16 protein-coding genes are annotated in these 14,318 nt (G+C 59.5%); 5 read left to right on the forward strand and 11 right to left on the reverse strand.

Annotation, left to right across the window (positions count from 1 at the left end):
- Nucleotides 1–11: 11 nt before the first annotated feature.
- Nucleotides 12–491 carry an RNA pyrophosphohydrolase gene (locus ICY20_RS07070; protein WP_003176750.1) on the reverse strand — a complete coding sequence of 160 codons (480 nt, stop codon included), beginning with the start codon at nucleotides 489–491 and terminating at the stop codon, nucleotides 12–14.
- A 143-nt stretch (nucleotides 492–634) separates the two neighbouring features.
- Between ICY20_RS07070 and ICY20_RS07075 the strand changes: the two genes are divergently transcribed.
- Complete coding sequence (locus ICY20_RS07075) at nucleotides 635–1,291, forward strand: histidinol-phosphatase (RefSeq protein WP_159957879.1); 657 nt, start codon at nucleotides 635–637, stop codon at nucleotides 1,289–1,291.
- 102 nt (nucleotides 1,292–1,393) lie between these two features.
- On the opposite strand, the gene ICY20_RS07080 is transcribed toward ICY20_RS07075, so the two are convergent.
- Nucleotides 1,394–1,807 carry a DUF2269 family protein gene (locus tag ICY20_RS07080; protein ID WP_159957877.1) on the reverse strand — a complete coding sequence of 138 codons (414 nt, stop codon included), beginning with the start codon at nucleotides 1,805–1,807 and terminating at the stop codon, nucleotides 1,394–1,396.
- Nucleotides 1,808–1,847: 40 nt separating this feature from the next.
- A complete protein-coding gene (ilvA, locus tag ICY20_RS07085) occupies nucleotides 1,848–3,362 on the reverse strand; it encodes a threonine ammonia-lyase, biosynthetic (RefSeq protein ID WP_159957875.1) in 1,515 nt (504 codons plus the stop codon).
- 137 nt (nucleotides 3,363–3,499) lie between these two features.
- Between ilvA and rpiA the strand changes: the two genes are divergently transcribed.
- The gene (gene rpiA, locus ICY20_RS07090) at nucleotides 3,500–4,171 is read left to right on the forward strand and encodes a ribose-5-phosphate isomerase RpiA (RefSeq protein WP_017253881.1); all 672 of its coding nucleotides are present in this window, start codon (nucleotides 3,500–3,502) and stop codon (nucleotides 4,169–4,171) included.
- A 123-nt stretch (nucleotides 4,172–4,294) separates the two neighbouring features.
- Here rpiA and ICY20_RS07095 read toward each other — a convergent pair whose 3' ends face one another.
- From ICY20_RS07095 to ICY20_RS07110, 4 genes are all read right to left on the reverse strand, one after another.
- A complete protein-coding gene (locus ICY20_RS07095; RefSeq protein ID WP_159957873.1) occupies nucleotides 4,295–5,209 on the reverse strand; it encodes an SdiA-regulated domain-containing protein in 915 nt (304 codons plus the stop codon).
- A 121-nt stretch (nucleotides 5,210–5,330) separates the two neighbouring features.
- Nucleotides 5,331–6,257, reverse strand: a complete 927-nt coding sequence (locus ICY20_RS07100; RefSeq protein WP_159957871.1) for an SdiA-regulated domain-containing protein — start codon at nucleotides 6,255–6,257, stop codon at nucleotides 5,331–5,333.
- A gap of 249 nt (nucleotides 6,258–6,506) precedes the next feature.
- Nucleotides 6,507–7,172, reverse strand: coding sequence for a fumarylacetoacetate hydrolase family protein (locus ICY20_RS07105; protein ID WP_122488720.1), 666 nt, complete (start codon nucleotides 7,170–7,172; stop codon nucleotides 6,507–6,509).
- Between the two features lie 23 nt (nucleotides 7,173–7,195).
- Nucleotides 7,196–8,590 (reverse strand): FAD-binding oxidoreductase, encoded by a 1,395-nt coding sequence (locus ICY20_RS07110; protein ID WP_194937216.1) that lies wholly within the window; start codon nucleotides 8,588–8,590, stop codon nucleotides 7,196–7,198.
- Between the two features lie 206 nt (nucleotides 8,591–8,796).
- Between ICY20_RS07110 and serA the strand changes: the two genes are divergently transcribed.
- Entirely contained in the window at nucleotides 8,797–10,026 is a 1,230-nt protein-coding gene (gene serA, locus ICY20_RS07115) for a phosphoglycerate dehydrogenase (RefSeq protein WP_159957869.1), read from the forward strand.
- A 64-nt stretch (nucleotides 10,027–10,090) separates the two neighbouring features.
- Here serA and ICY20_RS07120 read toward each other — a convergent pair whose 3' ends face one another.
- On the reverse strand, nucleotides 10,091–10,531 hold the full coding sequence (locus ICY20_RS07120) for a DUF4399 domain-containing protein (RefSeq protein ID WP_159957867.1): 441 nt from the start codon (nucleotides 10,529–10,531) through the stop codon (nucleotides 10,091–10,093).
- A 133-nt stretch (nucleotides 10,532–10,664) separates the two neighbouring features.
- On the opposite strand from ICY20_RS07120, the gene ICY20_RS07125 reads away from it, so the two are divergent.
- A complete protein-coding gene (locus ICY20_RS07125) occupies nucleotides 10,665–11,159 on the forward strand; it encodes a transporter substrate-binding domain-containing protein (RefSeq protein ID WP_159957865.1) in 495 nt (164 codons plus the stop codon).
- A 104-nt stretch (nucleotides 11,160–11,263) separates the two neighbouring features.
- On the opposite strand, the gene ICY20_RS07130 is transcribed toward ICY20_RS07125, so the two are convergent.
- Nucleotides 11,264–11,758 carry a DUF523 domain-containing protein gene (locus tag ICY20_RS07130; protein ID WP_159957863.1) on the reverse strand — a complete coding sequence of 165 codons (495 nt, stop codon included), beginning with the start codon at nucleotides 11,756–11,758 and terminating at the stop codon, nucleotides 11,264–11,266.
- Nucleotides 11,759–11,760: 2 nt separating this feature from the next.
- The gene (locus ICY20_RS07135; protein ID WP_159958099.1) at nucleotides 11,761–12,393 is read right to left on the reverse strand and encodes a 2OG-Fe(II) oxygenase; all 633 of its coding nucleotides are present in this window, start codon (nucleotides 12,391–12,393) and stop codon (nucleotides 11,761–11,763) included.
- Nucleotides 12,394–12,525: 132 nt separating this feature from the next.
- Here ICY20_RS07135 and ICY20_RS07140 point away from each other — a divergent pair, with 132 nt between their 5' ends.
- Complete coding sequence (locus ICY20_RS07140) at nucleotides 12,526–13,278, forward strand: DUF2059 domain-containing protein (protein ID WP_194937217.1); 753 nt, start codon at nucleotides 12,526–12,528, stop codon at nucleotides 13,276–13,278.
- A gap of 105 nt (nucleotides 13,279–13,383) precedes the next feature.
- Here ICY20_RS07140 and ICY20_RS07145 read toward each other — a convergent pair whose 3' ends face one another.
- Nucleotides 13,384–14,307, reverse strand: coding sequence for a phospholipase BipL (locus ICY20_RS07145; protein WP_194937320.1), 924 nt, complete (start codon nucleotides 14,305–14,307; stop codon nucleotides 13,384–13,386).
- Between the last annotated feature and the right edge of the window lie 11 nt (nucleotides 14,308–14,318).

The following is a 14,318-nucleotide window of genomic DNA, read 5'->3' on the forward strand; positions in this document are numbered from 1 at the left end:
GAACTCCGTCGTCAGTCGCGCGCTAAAAGGCGCGGGGCAAGCTCTTTGAGCGCGCGACGATACACTTCGCGCTTGAATGTCACCACCTGGCCCAACGGGTACCAATAGCTGACCCAGCGCCAGCCATCGAACTCCGGTTTACCGGTCAAATCCATCCGCACCCGCTGCTCGTTGGAGATCAGGCGCAGGAGAAACCATTTCTGCTTCTGGCCGATACACAGCGGTTGGCTGTGGGTACGCACCAGGCGTTGCGGCAAACGATAGCGCAACCAGCCACGGGTACAGGCCAGAATCTGCACATCTTCGCGCTCAAGGCCGACTTCTTCGTTCAACTCACGGTACAAGGCGTCTTCAGGGGTTTCATCGGGGTTGATTCCGCCTTGAGGAAACTGCCAGGCATCTTGGTTGATTCGGCGAGCCCATAGCACCTGTCCGGCATCATTCGTAAGAATAATCCCGACATTAGGACGGAAACCATCGGGGTCGATCACGGCAACAACCTCGCAAACGCATGTCGCCGCATTGTTCCACAAAGGTTGTTCCAGCGGCAACGAGGGTTCTTACCTTATGTGCACTCTTGTGAAAAGACCGTATTCTGGACGCCTTTTTACAGACTTTTCAGCGAGTAACTGCAATGCGCCTGGCTTTATTCGACTTGGACAACACCCTCCTCGGCGGTGACAGCGATCACGCCTGGGGCGATTACCTCTGTGAACGCGGGATCCTCGACCCGATTGCCTACAAGGCTCGCAACGACGAGTTCTACCAGGACTACCTGGCCGGCAAGCTGGATAACGCCGCCTACCTGAACTTCAGCCTGGAAATCCTCGGCCGCACCGAGATGGCCCAACTGGACGAGTGGCACCGTGATTTTATGCGCGACTGCATCGAGCCGCTGATGTTGCCGCTGGCCGTGGAGCTATTGGAGAAACACCGCGCCGCCGGCGACAAGCTGGTGATCATCACCGCCACCAACCGTTTCGTCACCGCGCCGATTGCCGAGCGCCTGGGCGTGGAAACCCTGATCGCTACCGAATGTGAAATGGAAAACGGCCGCTACACCGGGCGCAGCACGGATGTGCCGTGCTTCCGTGAGGGCAAGGTGACGCGTTTGAATCGGTGGCTGGAAGAGACGGGGTATAGCCTGGAAGACAGCTATTTCTATAGCGATTCGATGAATGACTTGCCGCTGTTGGAGCAGGTGACGCATGCAGTGGCGGTAGACCCGGACCCGAATTTGCGGGCTGAGGCTGAGAAGCGTGGGTGGCCGGTGATTACACTGCGCAGCTGATAAAGCTATCGGGGGCAAGCCCCCTCCCACATTTTGACCTTGTGAACCCGATCAGGTGTGGGAGGGGGCTTGCCCCCGATGCAGGCGACGCGGTCCCAAGCCTTAAACCGGCTTGGCACCCATGAGCCCCGCAATCGCCACAAACCCCACCAGGCTGACCACCGCCAACACCAGCGTGAAATTCAGGCTACCGCCCTCGCCCTTGCGCAACCGATTAAGCCGCGCCACCAACCAAAACCACGCCAGCGCCGCCACGGTATAAAGGATGCTGGAACCCAAAATCCAGGTCTGCCCCAGTGGCCAGCCAACCAAGTGCACCAGCCACCAGCCGGTAAACGGCATGCTCACCACGCAAATGCCCATCAACAACCACACGAACACCCACGGGCGCTGAACCGTCACGGCCGGCCCGACACTGCGTTTGCGCCAGGCCAACAGCGCCAGGCCCAGGCCGCTGAGCAGTAGCACCACAGTGGCCGCGATGTGGATAACTTTCAGGGTGATCAGGGTTTCCATGTCTCGTCTTCCTTAGAGGCCGCACCCCAAGCGTAGTCGCTCAACCGAGGAACAGCTTGTAGGCCGGGTTATCGCTTTCATCCCAGTACGGGTAGCCAATGGCTTCCAGCGCGGCCGGCACCAGGTGACGCTCGTCAGCCGGCACTTGCAGGCCAGCGACGACACGGCCATCTGCCGCACCGTGGTTGCGGTAGTGGAACATCGAGATGTTCCAGCGCCCGCCCAGTTTGTGCAGGAAGTTGAACAAGGCCCCCGGACGCTCCGGAAACTCGAAGCGGAACACCACTTCATTGCTGACGTGCGCCGCATGGCCACCGACCATATGGCGGATGTGCAGCTTGGCCAGTTCGTTTTCGGTCAGGTCCAGCACCGGGAAGCCCTGATCGGTCAGGCTGCTAATCAGCGCGCTGCGCGGGTCGGTATCGGGATGGGTCTGCACACCCACAAAGATGTGCGCCTCGCTGCCGGAGTGAAAGCGGTAGTTGAATTCGGTGATCTGGCGCTTGCCCACGGCCTCGCAAAACGCCTTGAAACTGCCCGGTTTCTCGGGGATGGTCACGGCGATGATGGCTTCGCGGCCTTCACCCAACTCGGCGCGCTCGGCCACATGGCGCAGGCGGTCGAAGTTGACGTTGGCGCCGGAGTCGATGGCCACCAGGGTTTGCCCGGTGACGCCACGGGTCTCCACGTATTTCTTGATACCGGCCACACCCAGCGCGCCCGCAGGCTCGGTGATGGAGCGGGTGTCGTCGTAGATGTCCTTGATCGCCGCACAGATTTCATCGGTGCTCACGGTGATCACTTCATCGACATAGTCTTTGCAGATATCGAAAGTGTGCTGGCCGATCTGCGCCACCGCCACACCATCGGCAAACAGCCCAACCGTCGGCAACACCACGCGCTCGCCCGCAGCCATGGCGGCTTGCAAGCAGTTGGAGTCGTCTGGCTCGACGCCGATGATCTTGATCTCCGGGCGCAGGTATTTCACATACGCCGCGATACCGGCGATCAGCCCGCCGCCGCCCACCGGAACGAAAATCGCATCCAAAGGCCCTGGGTGCTGGCGCAAAATCTCCATCGCCACGGTGCCCTGCCCGGCAATGGTGTGTGGATCATCGTAGGGGTGAATGTAGACGTAGCCTTTTTCGTCGACCAGCTTGAGCGAATAGGCCAGGGCTTCCGGGAAGGAATCGCCATGCAGCACTACTTTGCCACCACGGGAGCGTACGCCTTCGACCTTGATCTCCGGCGTCGTTTTGGGCATCACGATGGTGGCTTTCACCCCCAGCACCTTGGCTGCCAGGGCGAGGCCTTGAGCGTGGTTGCCCGCCGAGGCCGTAACCACGCCGCGTGCACGCTCCTCGCTGCTCAATTGGGTCAGCTTGTTGTAGGCGCCGCGAATCTTGAACGAGAACACCGGCTGCAAGTCTTCACGCTTGAGCCAGACCTTGTTACCCAGCCGCTCGGAGAGCTGACGGGCGGTCTGCAACGGAGTTTCTACGGCAACGTCGTAAACGCGCGAGGTGAGGATCTTTTTGACGTACTGTTCAAGCATCGGCGGGAATCACTGGGCGAGTTGGGCAGGGCCAAGGAGTCTAACCCAGCGTTTGGGCGGGCGACCACACGAATACAGAGGTTTTGTTGGGTTATACTCGCCGCCCTCGATAACTCCCCGCCCGTTCCGGAGCCCGCATGACCCAGGATCAACTCAAACAGGCAGTGGCCCAAGCCGCCGTCGATTTAATCCTTCCAAAACTCGACGACAAGAGCATCGTCGGTGTCGGCACCGGCTCCACTGCCAACTGCTTTATCGATGCACTGGCCCAGCACAAAGGCGCATTTGACGGCGCCGTGGCCAGTTCCGAAGCCACCGCTGCGCGCCTCAAAGGCCATGGCATTCCGGTGTACGAGCTCAACACCGTGAGCGACCTGGAGTTCTACGTTGACGGCGCTGATGAAAGCGACGCGCACCTGAACCTGATCAAAGGCGGCGGCGCAGCCCTGACCCGCGAGAAGATCGTCGCGGCCGTGGCCAAAACGTTCATCTGCATCGCCGACGCCAGCAAGCTGGTGCCGGTACTCGGCGCATTCCCGCTGCCGGTGGAAGTGATCCCGATGGCCCGCAGCCACGTGGCCCGCGAGCTGGTGAAACTGGGCGGCGACCCGGTTTACCGTGAGGGTGTGTTGACCGATAACGGCAACATCATTCTGGATGTGTTCAATATGCAGATCACTAATCCGGTGGAGCTTGAGACGCAGATCAATGCCATCGTGGGTGTAGTCACTAATGGCTTGTTTGCCGCCCGTCCGGCTGATGTGTTGCTGCTGGGCACCTCTGAAGGCGTGAAAACCCTCAAGGCCTAAGCCAATCCGCTGTGCTTTATGTGGGAGCTGGCTTGCCTGCGATAGCATCACCCCGATGTTACTGACAGACCGAGGTGCTTGCATCGCAGGCAAGCCAGCTCCCACAGTTGGCCGGCGGCGGCTTCAGGATTCTGGTTTCTTGAAGACATAGAACAGGTTCGGCTCGCTGGTCAGGTACAAGTTACCGTCATCATCCATCGCAATACCCTCCGCCTGCGGCACTCGCTGCTTCAAGCCATGACGCCCCTTGAGCAACGACAAACTGCTCAACGGCCGGCCATTAATATCCAACTCCAACACCAAAAACGACTCATCTGACAGCGCCAGCAAATGGCCGCTACGCTCATCGTATTGCAGGCTCGACAGGTCCCGCACAAACAACCCGGCATCGCGCTTGGGGTTGTTGATCACGTGCACCGAGTAGGTTTTTTCCGGCTTGAAATGGGGAAAGCCGTGCACCTCGTAGATCAGCATCGGGTCGCGCTCTTTGGCCACGAACAAGCGCTTGCCCACCGAGTCATAGGCCAGGCCTTCAAACCCTTTGTTACCACCGACATGCAGCCCCAGGGTCATCTGCTCCGCATCGCCAGCATCGAGGAATTTGGTGTCGTCGTTCACATGCACTTTGATCAGCCGCTGCTGACGCTCATCACTGATCACGTAGATGTTGTCACTGATGAACTCCACGGCCTCGGCATCGCCAAACCCCACCAGCGGAATGCGCCGCAGAATATCGCCCTCAAGCGACAACTCGATCAGCTCGGGGTTTTGATTGGTGACAGTAAACAGGCTCTTACGCACCGGGTCGTAAGTCAGGGCCGAGACGTCGTCGTGTAACCCCTCGATGACTTTGGCTTCCAGCGCCACCCGGTAATCGGCCAGGCCGATGGAGCGCTCATCCGTCGGCTGGTGCCAAACCTGGAAGTTAAACCAGCCGCGCTCGAACAGGCGAAAGTGTTGCGTAACGGCCCCGGCGCTGATCAGAGCGATCAGCGCAAGCACAAGTAGAACGGGTTTGGGGCGAACAAGTCGGCGCATCGGGCGAGGCTCAAAGTCAAAAGTGGCGAATGAATATCACGCCTGTCTGAATTTAAACTTAAACGCACCCGGATGTCTGGCGAATGCCGCTGATAGAGAAATATCCGACGTAAACGTTCTGTTATTTCTGCTTTTCGAAACGATAGAACAGGTTTGGCTCACTGACCATGTACAGGGTGCCATTCTCATCCATCGTCACCCCTTCAGCCCGCGGGATGGTGTCTTTGAGGCCATTGAAGCCGCCGAGCAGGGTCATGAAGCTGACTTGCTCGCCCTTTTCGTCCAGCTCCAGCAGCAAGTGGGAGTCGGCAGACAGCGCCAGCAGGTGACCGGTGCGCGGGTCGACCGCCAGGGCCGAGAGGTTGCGCATGTCCAATTCTTTGCTGTTGAGCTTTTGCTTGTCGCCTACGAGGGTCTGGCTGCCATCGCTTTTCCAAGTGAACAGCGCCGGTGGGCGCTCCTCGCCGAGGATGATCTGCTGGTTGCGCTTGTCCCAGGTGATGCCTTCAAAGGCTTTATTCTGGTTCTTGGAAGGGCCCAGGTCGTAGCTGGGGAAGTCAGCCTTGTTCAATTGCTGAGTGTCGGCGCCGACCTTGACGATGGTCAGGCTGTGCTGGCGCTCATCGACCACGGCCATCAAGCCATTCTCCATAACGGTCAAGCCTTCGGGATTATCCCAACCGTTCAGTGGCATTTTGCGCAGCACATCGCCCTGCAGGCTCAACTCGACCAAGAAGGGGTTTTTACCCATGACGGAAAATAGGGTTTTGGTCAGCGGATTGTAGGAGACGTCCGAGGCTTCATCCTTCTCCATTCCCGGCAACACTTTGGCGTCAATGACGACCTGGTAATCGGGCAGCCACACACTCTCTTGACGTTCGGCGGGGCTTTCAAAGCGCTCCAACACCCACAGCACACCGCGATCATCCCAGTGCATGGCCCAGGAAACGCCATAGGCAATCACCCCGACCAGCAACAGCCAGGAATACCAGCGCAGGGCGAAGCGGGAACGCGGCTTGGGGGTGACGGTAGGGAGTGGCATGGCCATGGGGCGCGTTTTCCGGGAAGTCAGCGTTAGGTGATAGCACAGGATCAAGAGACCTGCGCGCAGGAGGCTGAGGATTATCCGGACGGGGTGTGAAAAAAATGCAAAGCGCCGGATCTTATGAGTCAACACAAACCAAAGTGGGAGGGGGCTTGCCCCCGATAGCGGTGGATCAGTCAGCACATATGGCACTGATACACCGTCATCGGGGGCAAGCCCCCTCCCACATTTTTCACCGCGTTTCGTCAGTACTTAACGAACAACGCTCTCAAAGCTATTCACACCCGCCAACTCCAACACCAACTCATCACCCACATTCAGCGGGCCTACGCCGGCCGGAGTACCGGTGAGGATCACATCTCCCGCCTGCAACGAGAAGCAACCGGCCATGTACTGGATCATCGGGATGATCGGGTTGAGCATGATCGCGCTGTTGCCGTCCTGGCGCACTTCACCATTGATGGTCAGGCGGATGCCGATGTCGGTCACGTCCGGGAAGGTGCTGCTCACCACGAACGGTGCGATCACCGCCGCGCCGTCGAACGACTTGGCGATTTCCCACGGCAGGCCCTTGGCTTTGAGCTCGGCCTGCTTGTCGCGCAGGGTCAGGTCCAAGGCCGGGGCGAAGCCGGAGATGGCGTCCAGCACTTCTTCACGGCTGGGCTTGGTCGACAATGGCTTGCCGATCAATACCGCGATTTCCGCTTCGTAATGCACCGAGCCGCGTTCGGTCGGGATGGCAAAACCGCCTTCCAACGCCACTACACAGCTGCCCGGCTTGATGAACAGCAGCGGCTCGGTCGGCACCGGGTTGTCCAGTTCCTTGGCGTGTTCGGCGTAGTTACGCCCAATGCACACCACTTTGCCTACCGGAAAGTGAATATTGGTGCCGTCGACATACTTGTGCTGATAGCTCATGAAACGACTCCTTCAGGGGGCAATTAAACAGCGAAGATCTTGCCTGGGTTCATGATCCCGTTCGGGTCGAACACCGCTTTCACTGCTTTCATGTATTCAATTTCAACCGGCGAGCGGCTGTAGGTCAGGTAATCGCGCTTGGTCATGCCCACGCCGTGTTCGGCAGAGATCGAACCGTTGTACTTCTCGACGGTTTCAAACACCCACTTGTTCACGGTGGCGCACTTGGCGAAGAACTCGTCCTTGCTCAGGTTTTCTGGCTTGAGGATGTTCAGGTGCAGGTTGCCGTCGCCGATATGGCCGAACCAAACGATTTCGAAGTCGGGGTAGTGTTCGCCGACGATCGCGTCAATTTCTTTCAAGAACGCTGGCACTTTGGAGACGGTGACCGAGATATCGTTCTTGTATGGGGTCCAGTGGGAAATGGTCTCGGAGATGTACTCGCGCAGTTTCCACAGATTGTGCAGTTGGGTTTCGCTTTGGCTCATCACGCCGTCCAGCACCCAACCTTGCTCCACGCAGTGCTCGAAGGTTTCCAGCGCATGGTTGGCGACTTCTTCGGTGGTGGCTTCAAATTCCAGCAGGGCGTAGAACGGGCACTCGGTTTCGAACGGCGCCGGCACATCGCCACGACCCAGCACTTTGGCCAGGGCCTTGTCGGAGAAGAATTCGAAGGCGGTCAGGTCCAGCTTGCTCTGGAACGCATGCAGCACCGGCATGATCGAGTCGAAATCGGTGGTGCCGAGCACCATGGCGGTGAGGTTTTTCGGTGCACGGTCCAGACGCATGGTGGCTTCAACCACAAAGCCCAAGGTGCCTTCAGCGCCGATAAACAGCTGGCGCATGTCGTAGCCGGTGGCGTTCTTGATCAGGTCGCGGTTCAGCTCCAGCACATCACCCTTGCCGGTGACGACCTTCATACCGGCCACCCAGTTGCGGGTCATGCCGTAGCGAATCACCTTGATCCCGCCGGCATTGGTGCCGATATTGCCGCCAATTTGGCTGGAACCGGACGAAGCAAAATCCACCGGGTAGTACAGGCCTTTTTCTTCAGCGACGTTCTGCAATTGCTTGGTGACCACGCCCGGCTGGCACACGGCGGTGCGGTCGGTGAGGTTCACGTCGAGGATCTGGTTCATATAGTCGAACGACACGACCACTTCGCCATTGGACGCCACGGCAGCCGCCGACAGGCCGGTACGCCCGCCCGATGGCACCAGCGCCACCTTGTGCGCATTGGCCCAACGCACGATGGCCTGTACCTGCTCGATGGTCTTGGGGAAGACGATGGCGGTCGGCGCGGGTGCAAAGTGCTTGGTCCAATCCTTGCCGTAAGCCTCCAGGGAGTCGGCGTCGGTCAGCACTTTGCCGGGCTCAACCAGGGTCTTTAGCTCATCAATCAGGGCAGGATGGGTCATCGACAGAACTCTCGAACAATTCATGGTCATCCTGAGAACGCTTCACGTCGCAGGAATAGGTGTTTAGCGGGGTGCGTATGCTAGCATACCGCCCCCGCAGGACAGAGCCCAAGGGCGTTTCTGCGGTGACGGCTTTCCTGCCGTCCGGGTCAGCTCTGTGCTGCTCGATTCCCTGCCATTTTTCTCCGGGATACAGGTTTACGCAGATGAGCAAGACTTCTCTCGATAAGAGCAAGATCAAGTTCCTTCTTCTGGAAGGCGTCCACCCATCGGCTGTCGACGTTCTGAAAGCCGCCGGGTACACCAGCATTGAGTACATCACCAGTTCTCTGCCGGAAGCCCAACTCAAGGAAAAGATCGCCGACGCGCACTTCATCGGCATTCGCTCCCGCACTCAGCTGACCGAAGAGATCTTCGATCACGCCAAGAAACTTGTGGCGGTCGGTTGTTTCTGCATCGGCACCAACCAGGTCGACCTCAACGCAGCGCGCGAGCGCGGCATCGCGGTGTTCAACGCACCGTACTCCAACACCCGTTCCGTTGCGGAGCTGGTGCTGGCCGAGGCCATCCTGCTGTTGCGCGGCATTCCTGAGAAGAACGCTTCCTGCCACCGTGGCGGCTGGATCAAGAGCGCAGCCAACTCCTTCGAAATCCGCGGCAAGAAGCTGGGTATCGTCGGTTACGGCTCCATCGGCACGCAATTGTCGGTTCTGGCTGAAGGCCTGGGCATGCAGGTGTTCTTCTACGACACCCTGACCAAGCTGCCATTGGGCAACGCCACTCAAGTGGCCAGCCTGACCGAGCTGCTGGGCATGTCCGACATCGTGACCCTGCACGTTCCGGAAACCGCTGAGACCCAGTGGATGATCGGCGAGAAGGAGATCCGCGCCATCAAGAAAGGCGGCATCCTGATCAACGCTGCCCGTGGCACCGTGGTCAAGCTGGACGCCCTGGCCGACGCGATCAAGGACAAGCACCTGATCGGCGCCGCCATCGACGTGTTCCCGGTGGAGCCGCGCTCCAACGACGATATCTTCGAAAGCCCGCTGCGTGGCCTGGACAACGTGATCCTGACCCCACACATCGGTGGTTCCACCGCTGAAGCCCAAGCCAACATCGGCCTGGAAGTGTCGGAGAAACTGGTCAAGTACAGCGATAACGGTACTTCGGTATCGTCGGTGAACTTCCCGGAAGTGGCCCTGCCGGCTCACCCTGGCAAGCACCGTCTGCTGCACATCCACCAGAACATCCCTGGCGTGATGATGGAGATCAACAAGGTCTTCGCCGAAAACGGCATCAACATCTCCGGTCAGTTCCTGCAGACCAACGAGAAGGTCGGCTACGTGGTGATCGACGTCGACGCCGAGTACTCGGACCTGGCGCAAGAGAAGCTGCAACACATCAAAGGCACGATCCGTAGCCGCGTGTTGTTCTAAGGTTTCAACCGCACCATGAAAAAGGGAGCCCCTCGGGGCTCCCTTTTTTGCATCTGAACAAATCTTACTTGACGTTAACCGTGATGACTTTCGAGGCTACAGTGGGTTCGAACTGGCGGTGCACGTTGTCACCCGCTACCAGTTGCAAAGTGTGCTTACCTGGAGAAAGAGTCAGCTCGGTTTCGGTTTGCGCCTTGCCAAAGTGGATCGACGTAGCGTCGGCCGGGATGGCTTCGTCGGCCTTGAGCGACTGCACGTCGCGGTCTACCAGCAGGTGATGGTGACCAGCGCCATGCACTTGCTTGTCGATGGGCTCCAGGTCCAGGCCCTTGACGCCGAATTTGACGGTGAAGGTCTTGTCGACGGTTGCGCCGTCTTTGGGCGAGACGATAAACACTTCGGCGCCTTGAGGCGCAGGGGTACGCGGCAGGTCGGCGGCAGTCGCCAACATCGAAGCACCCAGCAGCAGGCTGGCAATCGTTGCACGGGACAAAAGGGCTTTCATTCGTTTCTCCAATTTTCCAAGAAATCTGTAGGGTTATGACAACTTCACGACAAATTGCTGTCCAAGGCACTCAACACCATAGCAAAGCGATGCTGAACGGCGCCTCGCACATAAAAATTCTCTAGGAGTGACCATGCGCTTTTCGCCTGGCCTGTTACTTGTGCTTCCCCTTCTGAGCCCCTTGGCTCATGCCGAATTGATCGACGATGTGAATGATCGCGGTGAACTGCGCATCGCCCTTGAGGCCAACACCCCGCCCTACAACTTCAAGGAGGGCGACAAACTCACCGGCTTCGAAGTGGAACTGGGTGAGCAACTGGCCCAGGAAATGGAGGTGCGGCCCTCGTTTATCACCACCGACGACGCCGACTTGCTGCCGGGGGTGGAAAGCGGCAAGTACGACGTGGCCATCAACCACATCGCTATGACTGCCGAGTTGCAGGATCGGTTCGATTTCAGTGCGGCGTATAACGAGAAGCCGCAATTAGCGATTCCGTTCCAGAAGGGTAACCCGGCGTTCAAGGCGAGCCTGGACAAGGCGCTGGAGCGGGTGAAGGCGGATGGGCGATTGAAGGCGCTGGCGCAGAAGTGGCTTGAAGGTGAAACACCGGTAGCCCAGGCACAGTAAATCCAAATGTGGGAGGGGGCTTGCCCCCGATTGCGGTGTGTCAGTCACACATGTATTGACTGACACACTGCTATCGGGGGCAAGCCCCCTCCCACATTTTTGATTTATGTATGGCTTGGGAGTTGGGCCAGGGCGGCTGCCGCCTCAGGCAACTCCAGCTCACTGAACACCTGCACCCCATGGCGCTTTAAAAACGCAGCTGTCACCCCTTCACCCGTGACCTTTACGCCAGAGAACGTCCCGTCATACGTCAGCAAATTCCCACACGACGGACTATTAGCCTTAAGCACAGCGATGCGAATACCGTGACGCTGCACCAACGCCAACGCCTGTTGCGCGCCATCCATGAACGCCGCACTGAAATCTTCGCCCTCGGCCGTGAGCACCTGGGCCCGCCCTTCCCACACATCCACGCCCTGCCCGCCGGGAATCTCCGCAGGCGGGCGCGGCGTCGGCAAACCGCCGGAGACCTCCGGGCAGATCGCAACCACGCGCCCTTCGGCCTGCCACGCCGCCAATTGATCGAATGGCCCACTGGCGCCACCGTCGTAGCGTACCTTGTGGCCGAGCAAACAGCGGCTGATCAGGATCTTTTCCATGGTTAAAAAGGCTCGTTGCCCCGCCGGCGAAACCAGCCGGTCAGGGACAGGCGTTCGCGCGTAGCGGGCATGACTTCGTGGGGGACTTCCCCGGACAGGAACACCACCAGGCTACCGCCAGTGGGCACCACATCGTATTCGACGCCGCCCTTGAGGTACATGCGCAACTGCCCGCCGTGTTCGGGCAGCCAGGCGTCGTTCAAATAGATCACCGCCGAGACCATACGCCGGTCATCGTCGCGAAATCGGTCCAGGTGCTTGAGGTAAAACGCCCCCGGCGGGTACATCGCGAAGTGGCTTTCGAAATCTTCCAGGCCCAGGAAGAGGCCGCGGTTCATGGCCAGGCGCAGGCTGTCCATCAATGCCATGTAGGTGTCGCAAACCGCTGCGTCGCCCGCTTCGAGCCACTGGATATGGTCACCGCGAATGCCCTCGCGAATCTCCTGGGCCGGGCCTCGCCCCACCGCTGCCGGAGCCAGCTCACCTTCGGCTGCACGTTTACGGCACTCAGCCGCCAGTTCCAGGGTCAGAGCCTGGGGCAGGAAGCCGTCTTGGCGCGACCAGCCCTTTTCGGCGAGGTCGTCGACAATACGTTGCAACAGCGGGTGTTCGAGGGGTATTTGCATGGCGCGCATAGTATCCATACGCCTGTAAATCCGACAGCGCCGTTGAGCGTCTGAACACACTTTAGTCAGGTGACCGATAGGACTTCTCGACAAATCCTACGCCCGACACGGACAATAGTGGCCGACTGACAGGAGTCCCTAATGCGTCGTTTGTTTTTATCCTTGCTGATGTTCTGCGTTTTGCCCGCCTGGGCAGACGGCCATGACCAGTTGTACAAGGTCGCCGGCTGGGCCGAACAACGTGCGCATTTCAATGACGCCCTCAGCGCGGCCCAACTACGCTACCGCAATAGCCTGCCGCCAGCGGTGTACCAGGCGCTGGTGGACAACAGCAATAAACGCTTTGCTGCCCAGGCTGTGGACCAGCGGGCCGAGGCGCAATTGCGCAAGAACCTGGCGGACCCCAAGCCTGCCTTGGCGTTTTTCCAGTCGCCATTGGGTCGCAAGATCGTGGCCGCCGAGTTGCTGGCCACCCGCCGCGACCAGTTGGCAAAGAACGCCCAAGGCTTGCCCAAGATCGAAGCCGACGCCACCCGCAGCCTGATCATCGGTCACTTGGCTCAAGCGCTGCCTGCACGTGAAGCCGGTGCGGAAGTGAGCCTGGCGATTGCCGGCGTGGCGGCTGACAGCTTGAGCCAGATGATTCCCGGCCTGCTGGGCGGCGGGCAGGCGCAGGGCATGTTGAATGGGCAGCGCGAGCGGTTGATGCAGCAGATTGATAAGGATCTGAACAACACCTTGTTGTATGTCTATCGGGATTTGTCTGACCCGGAGTTGGAAGAATTCGCGACGTTTGCTGAATCCGCTGAAGGCAAGACGTATTACCAAGCGGCCCTTGCGGCCATTCGCGCAGGCCTCGCGGTCGGCCAGAGCACTTCAAGCCTGATGCAGTAAAAAATGTGGGAGGGGGCTTGCTCCCGATTGCAGTGTGTCAGTCAGCACATCTGATACTGACACTCCGCTATCGGGAGCAAGCCCCCTCCCACATTTTGGATTGGGTTACTTCAGGTGATCCGTGAGAAAGCTGAAGTACTGCTCACGAATCTCCGGAATCTCATTGGCCAAGTGATGCCTGCCCCGCTTGAGCATCAACACCTCAGGCTGATCGAACTTGCCCCGCAGCACCTGCAAGTTGTGCTGCCAGTCCACTGTCATATCCTCCTCCCCCTGCACGATCACTGGCCGCCGTGAGCTGCGCGGTGCCGCTTCGATGCGCTTGATCCAGCGGGCCAGCGCGCCCACCCAGGCGGTGGGCAATTGGCGCGGCTGTAGCGGGTCGGCTTCCAGGAACGGGCGAAACGCAGGGTCGTTGGTGTTATCACTGAACCGCCGCGCAATGCCTTTGACGAACGGGCGCAGCAGGTAATAGCTGACCTGGGACCAGCCCCACGCCCGCGGCCGCACCAACGGCGACAACAGGAACACCTTGCCCTGGGCCGGGCTGTCGGCGCCAGGGCTGAGCAGATGATCTACCACCACTGCGCCGCCGGTGCTTTGCCCGAACAGGTGCCAGGGCTGGGGCAATTGCAGCGTCGAGGCCTCGGCGAACAGCGCCTTCACCACGTGCTGGTACACCGCAAAATCATCGATGCTGGCACGTGCGCCGCTGGATAACCCATGGCCCGGCAGATCGCAGGCGATCACCACAAAACCCTGGCCCAGTGCCCACTCCACCACATGGCGGTACAACCCCATGTGGTCGTAGAAGCCATGGAACATAAACATCGTCGCCACCGGCGTGGCTGGCCACCAGACCTGCGCCACCACCTCAAACCCCTCCACCTCGAAGCGCCCCAGGCGACTCACCGCCTGGTCCAGCCCGTAAAAGCGCTGATACACCCGCGCCTCGGCTGAAAGCGGTTGCGCATCCACTAAGGGCCGCAAACTCTCGCGCAGGTGATCGGGGTCAAAGGTGACGGGCATAAAGGCTTCCA

The sequence above is a fragment of the Pseudomonas pisciculturae genome, from assembly GCF_015461805.1.
Lineage (GTDB): Bacteria > Pseudomonadota > Gammaproteobacteria > Pseudomonadales > Pseudomonadaceae > Aquipseudomonas > Aquipseudomonas pisciculturae.

What these genes read in the sequence shown, in the direction of transcription:
- ICY20_RS07075 (WP_159957879.1), top strand. Translation starts at nt 635, where the DNA reads ATGCGCCTGGCTTTATTCGACTTGGACAACACCCTCCTCGGCGGTGAC.
- ICY20_RS07080 (WP_159957877.1), bottom strand. Translation starts at nt 1,807, where the DNA reads ATGGAAACCCTGATCACCCTGAAAGTTATCCACATCGCGGCCACTGTG.
- ilvA (WP_159957875.1), bottom strand. Translation starts at nt 3,362, where the DNA reads ATGCTTGAACAGTACGTCAAAAAGATCCTCACCTCGCGCGTTTACGAC.
- rpiA (WP_017253881.1), top strand. Translation starts at nt 3,500, where the DNA reads ATGACCCAGGATCAACTCAAACAGGCAGTGGCCCAAGCCGCCGTCGAT.
- ICY20_RS07095 (WP_159957873.1), bottom strand. Translation starts at nt 5,209, where the DNA reads ATGCGCCGACTTGTTCGCCCCAAACCCGTTCTACTTGTGCTTGCGCTG.
- ICY20_RS07100 (WP_159957871.1), bottom strand. Translation starts at nt 6,257, where the DNA reads ATGGCCATGCCACTCCCTACCGTCACCCCCAAGCCGCGTTCCCGCTTC.
- ICY20_RS07105 (WP_122488720.1), bottom strand. Translation starts at nt 7,172, where the DNA reads ATGAGCTATCAGCACAAGTATGTCGACGGCACCAATATTCACTTTCCG.
- ICY20_RS07110 (WP_194937216.1), bottom strand. Translation starts at nt 8,590, where the DNA reads ATGACCCATCCTGCCCTGATTGATGAGCTAAAGACCCTGGTTGAGCCC.
- serA (WP_159957869.1), top strand. Translation starts at nt 8,797, where the DNA reads ATGAGCAAGACTTCTCTCGATAAGAGCAAGATCAAGTTCCTTCTTCTG.
- ICY20_RS07120 (WP_159957867.1), bottom strand. Translation starts at nt 10,531, where the DNA reads ATGAAAGCCCTTTTGTCCCGTGCAACGATTGCCAGCCTGCTGCTGGGT.
- ICY20_RS07125 (WP_159957865.1), top strand. Translation starts at nt 10,665, where the DNA reads ATGCGCTTTTCGCCTGGCCTGTTACTTGTGCTTCCCCTTCTGAGCCCC.
- ICY20_RS07130 (WP_159957863.1), bottom strand. Translation starts at nt 11,758, where the DNA reads ATGGAAAAGATCCTGATCAGCCGCTGTTTGCTCGGCCACAAGGTACGC.
- ICY20_RS07135 (WP_159958099.1), bottom strand. Translation starts at nt 12,393, where the DNA reads ATGCGCGCCATGCAAATACCCCTCGAACACCCGCTGTTGCAACGTATT.
- ICY20_RS07140 (WP_194937217.1), top strand. Translation starts at nt 12,526, where the DNA reads ATGCGTCGTTTGTTTTTATCCTTGCTGATGTTCTGCGTTTTGCCCGCC.
- ICY20_RS07145 (WP_194937320.1), bottom strand. Translation starts at nt 14,307, where the DNA reads ATGCCCGTCACCTTTGACCCCGATCACCTGCGCGAGAGTTTGCGGCCC.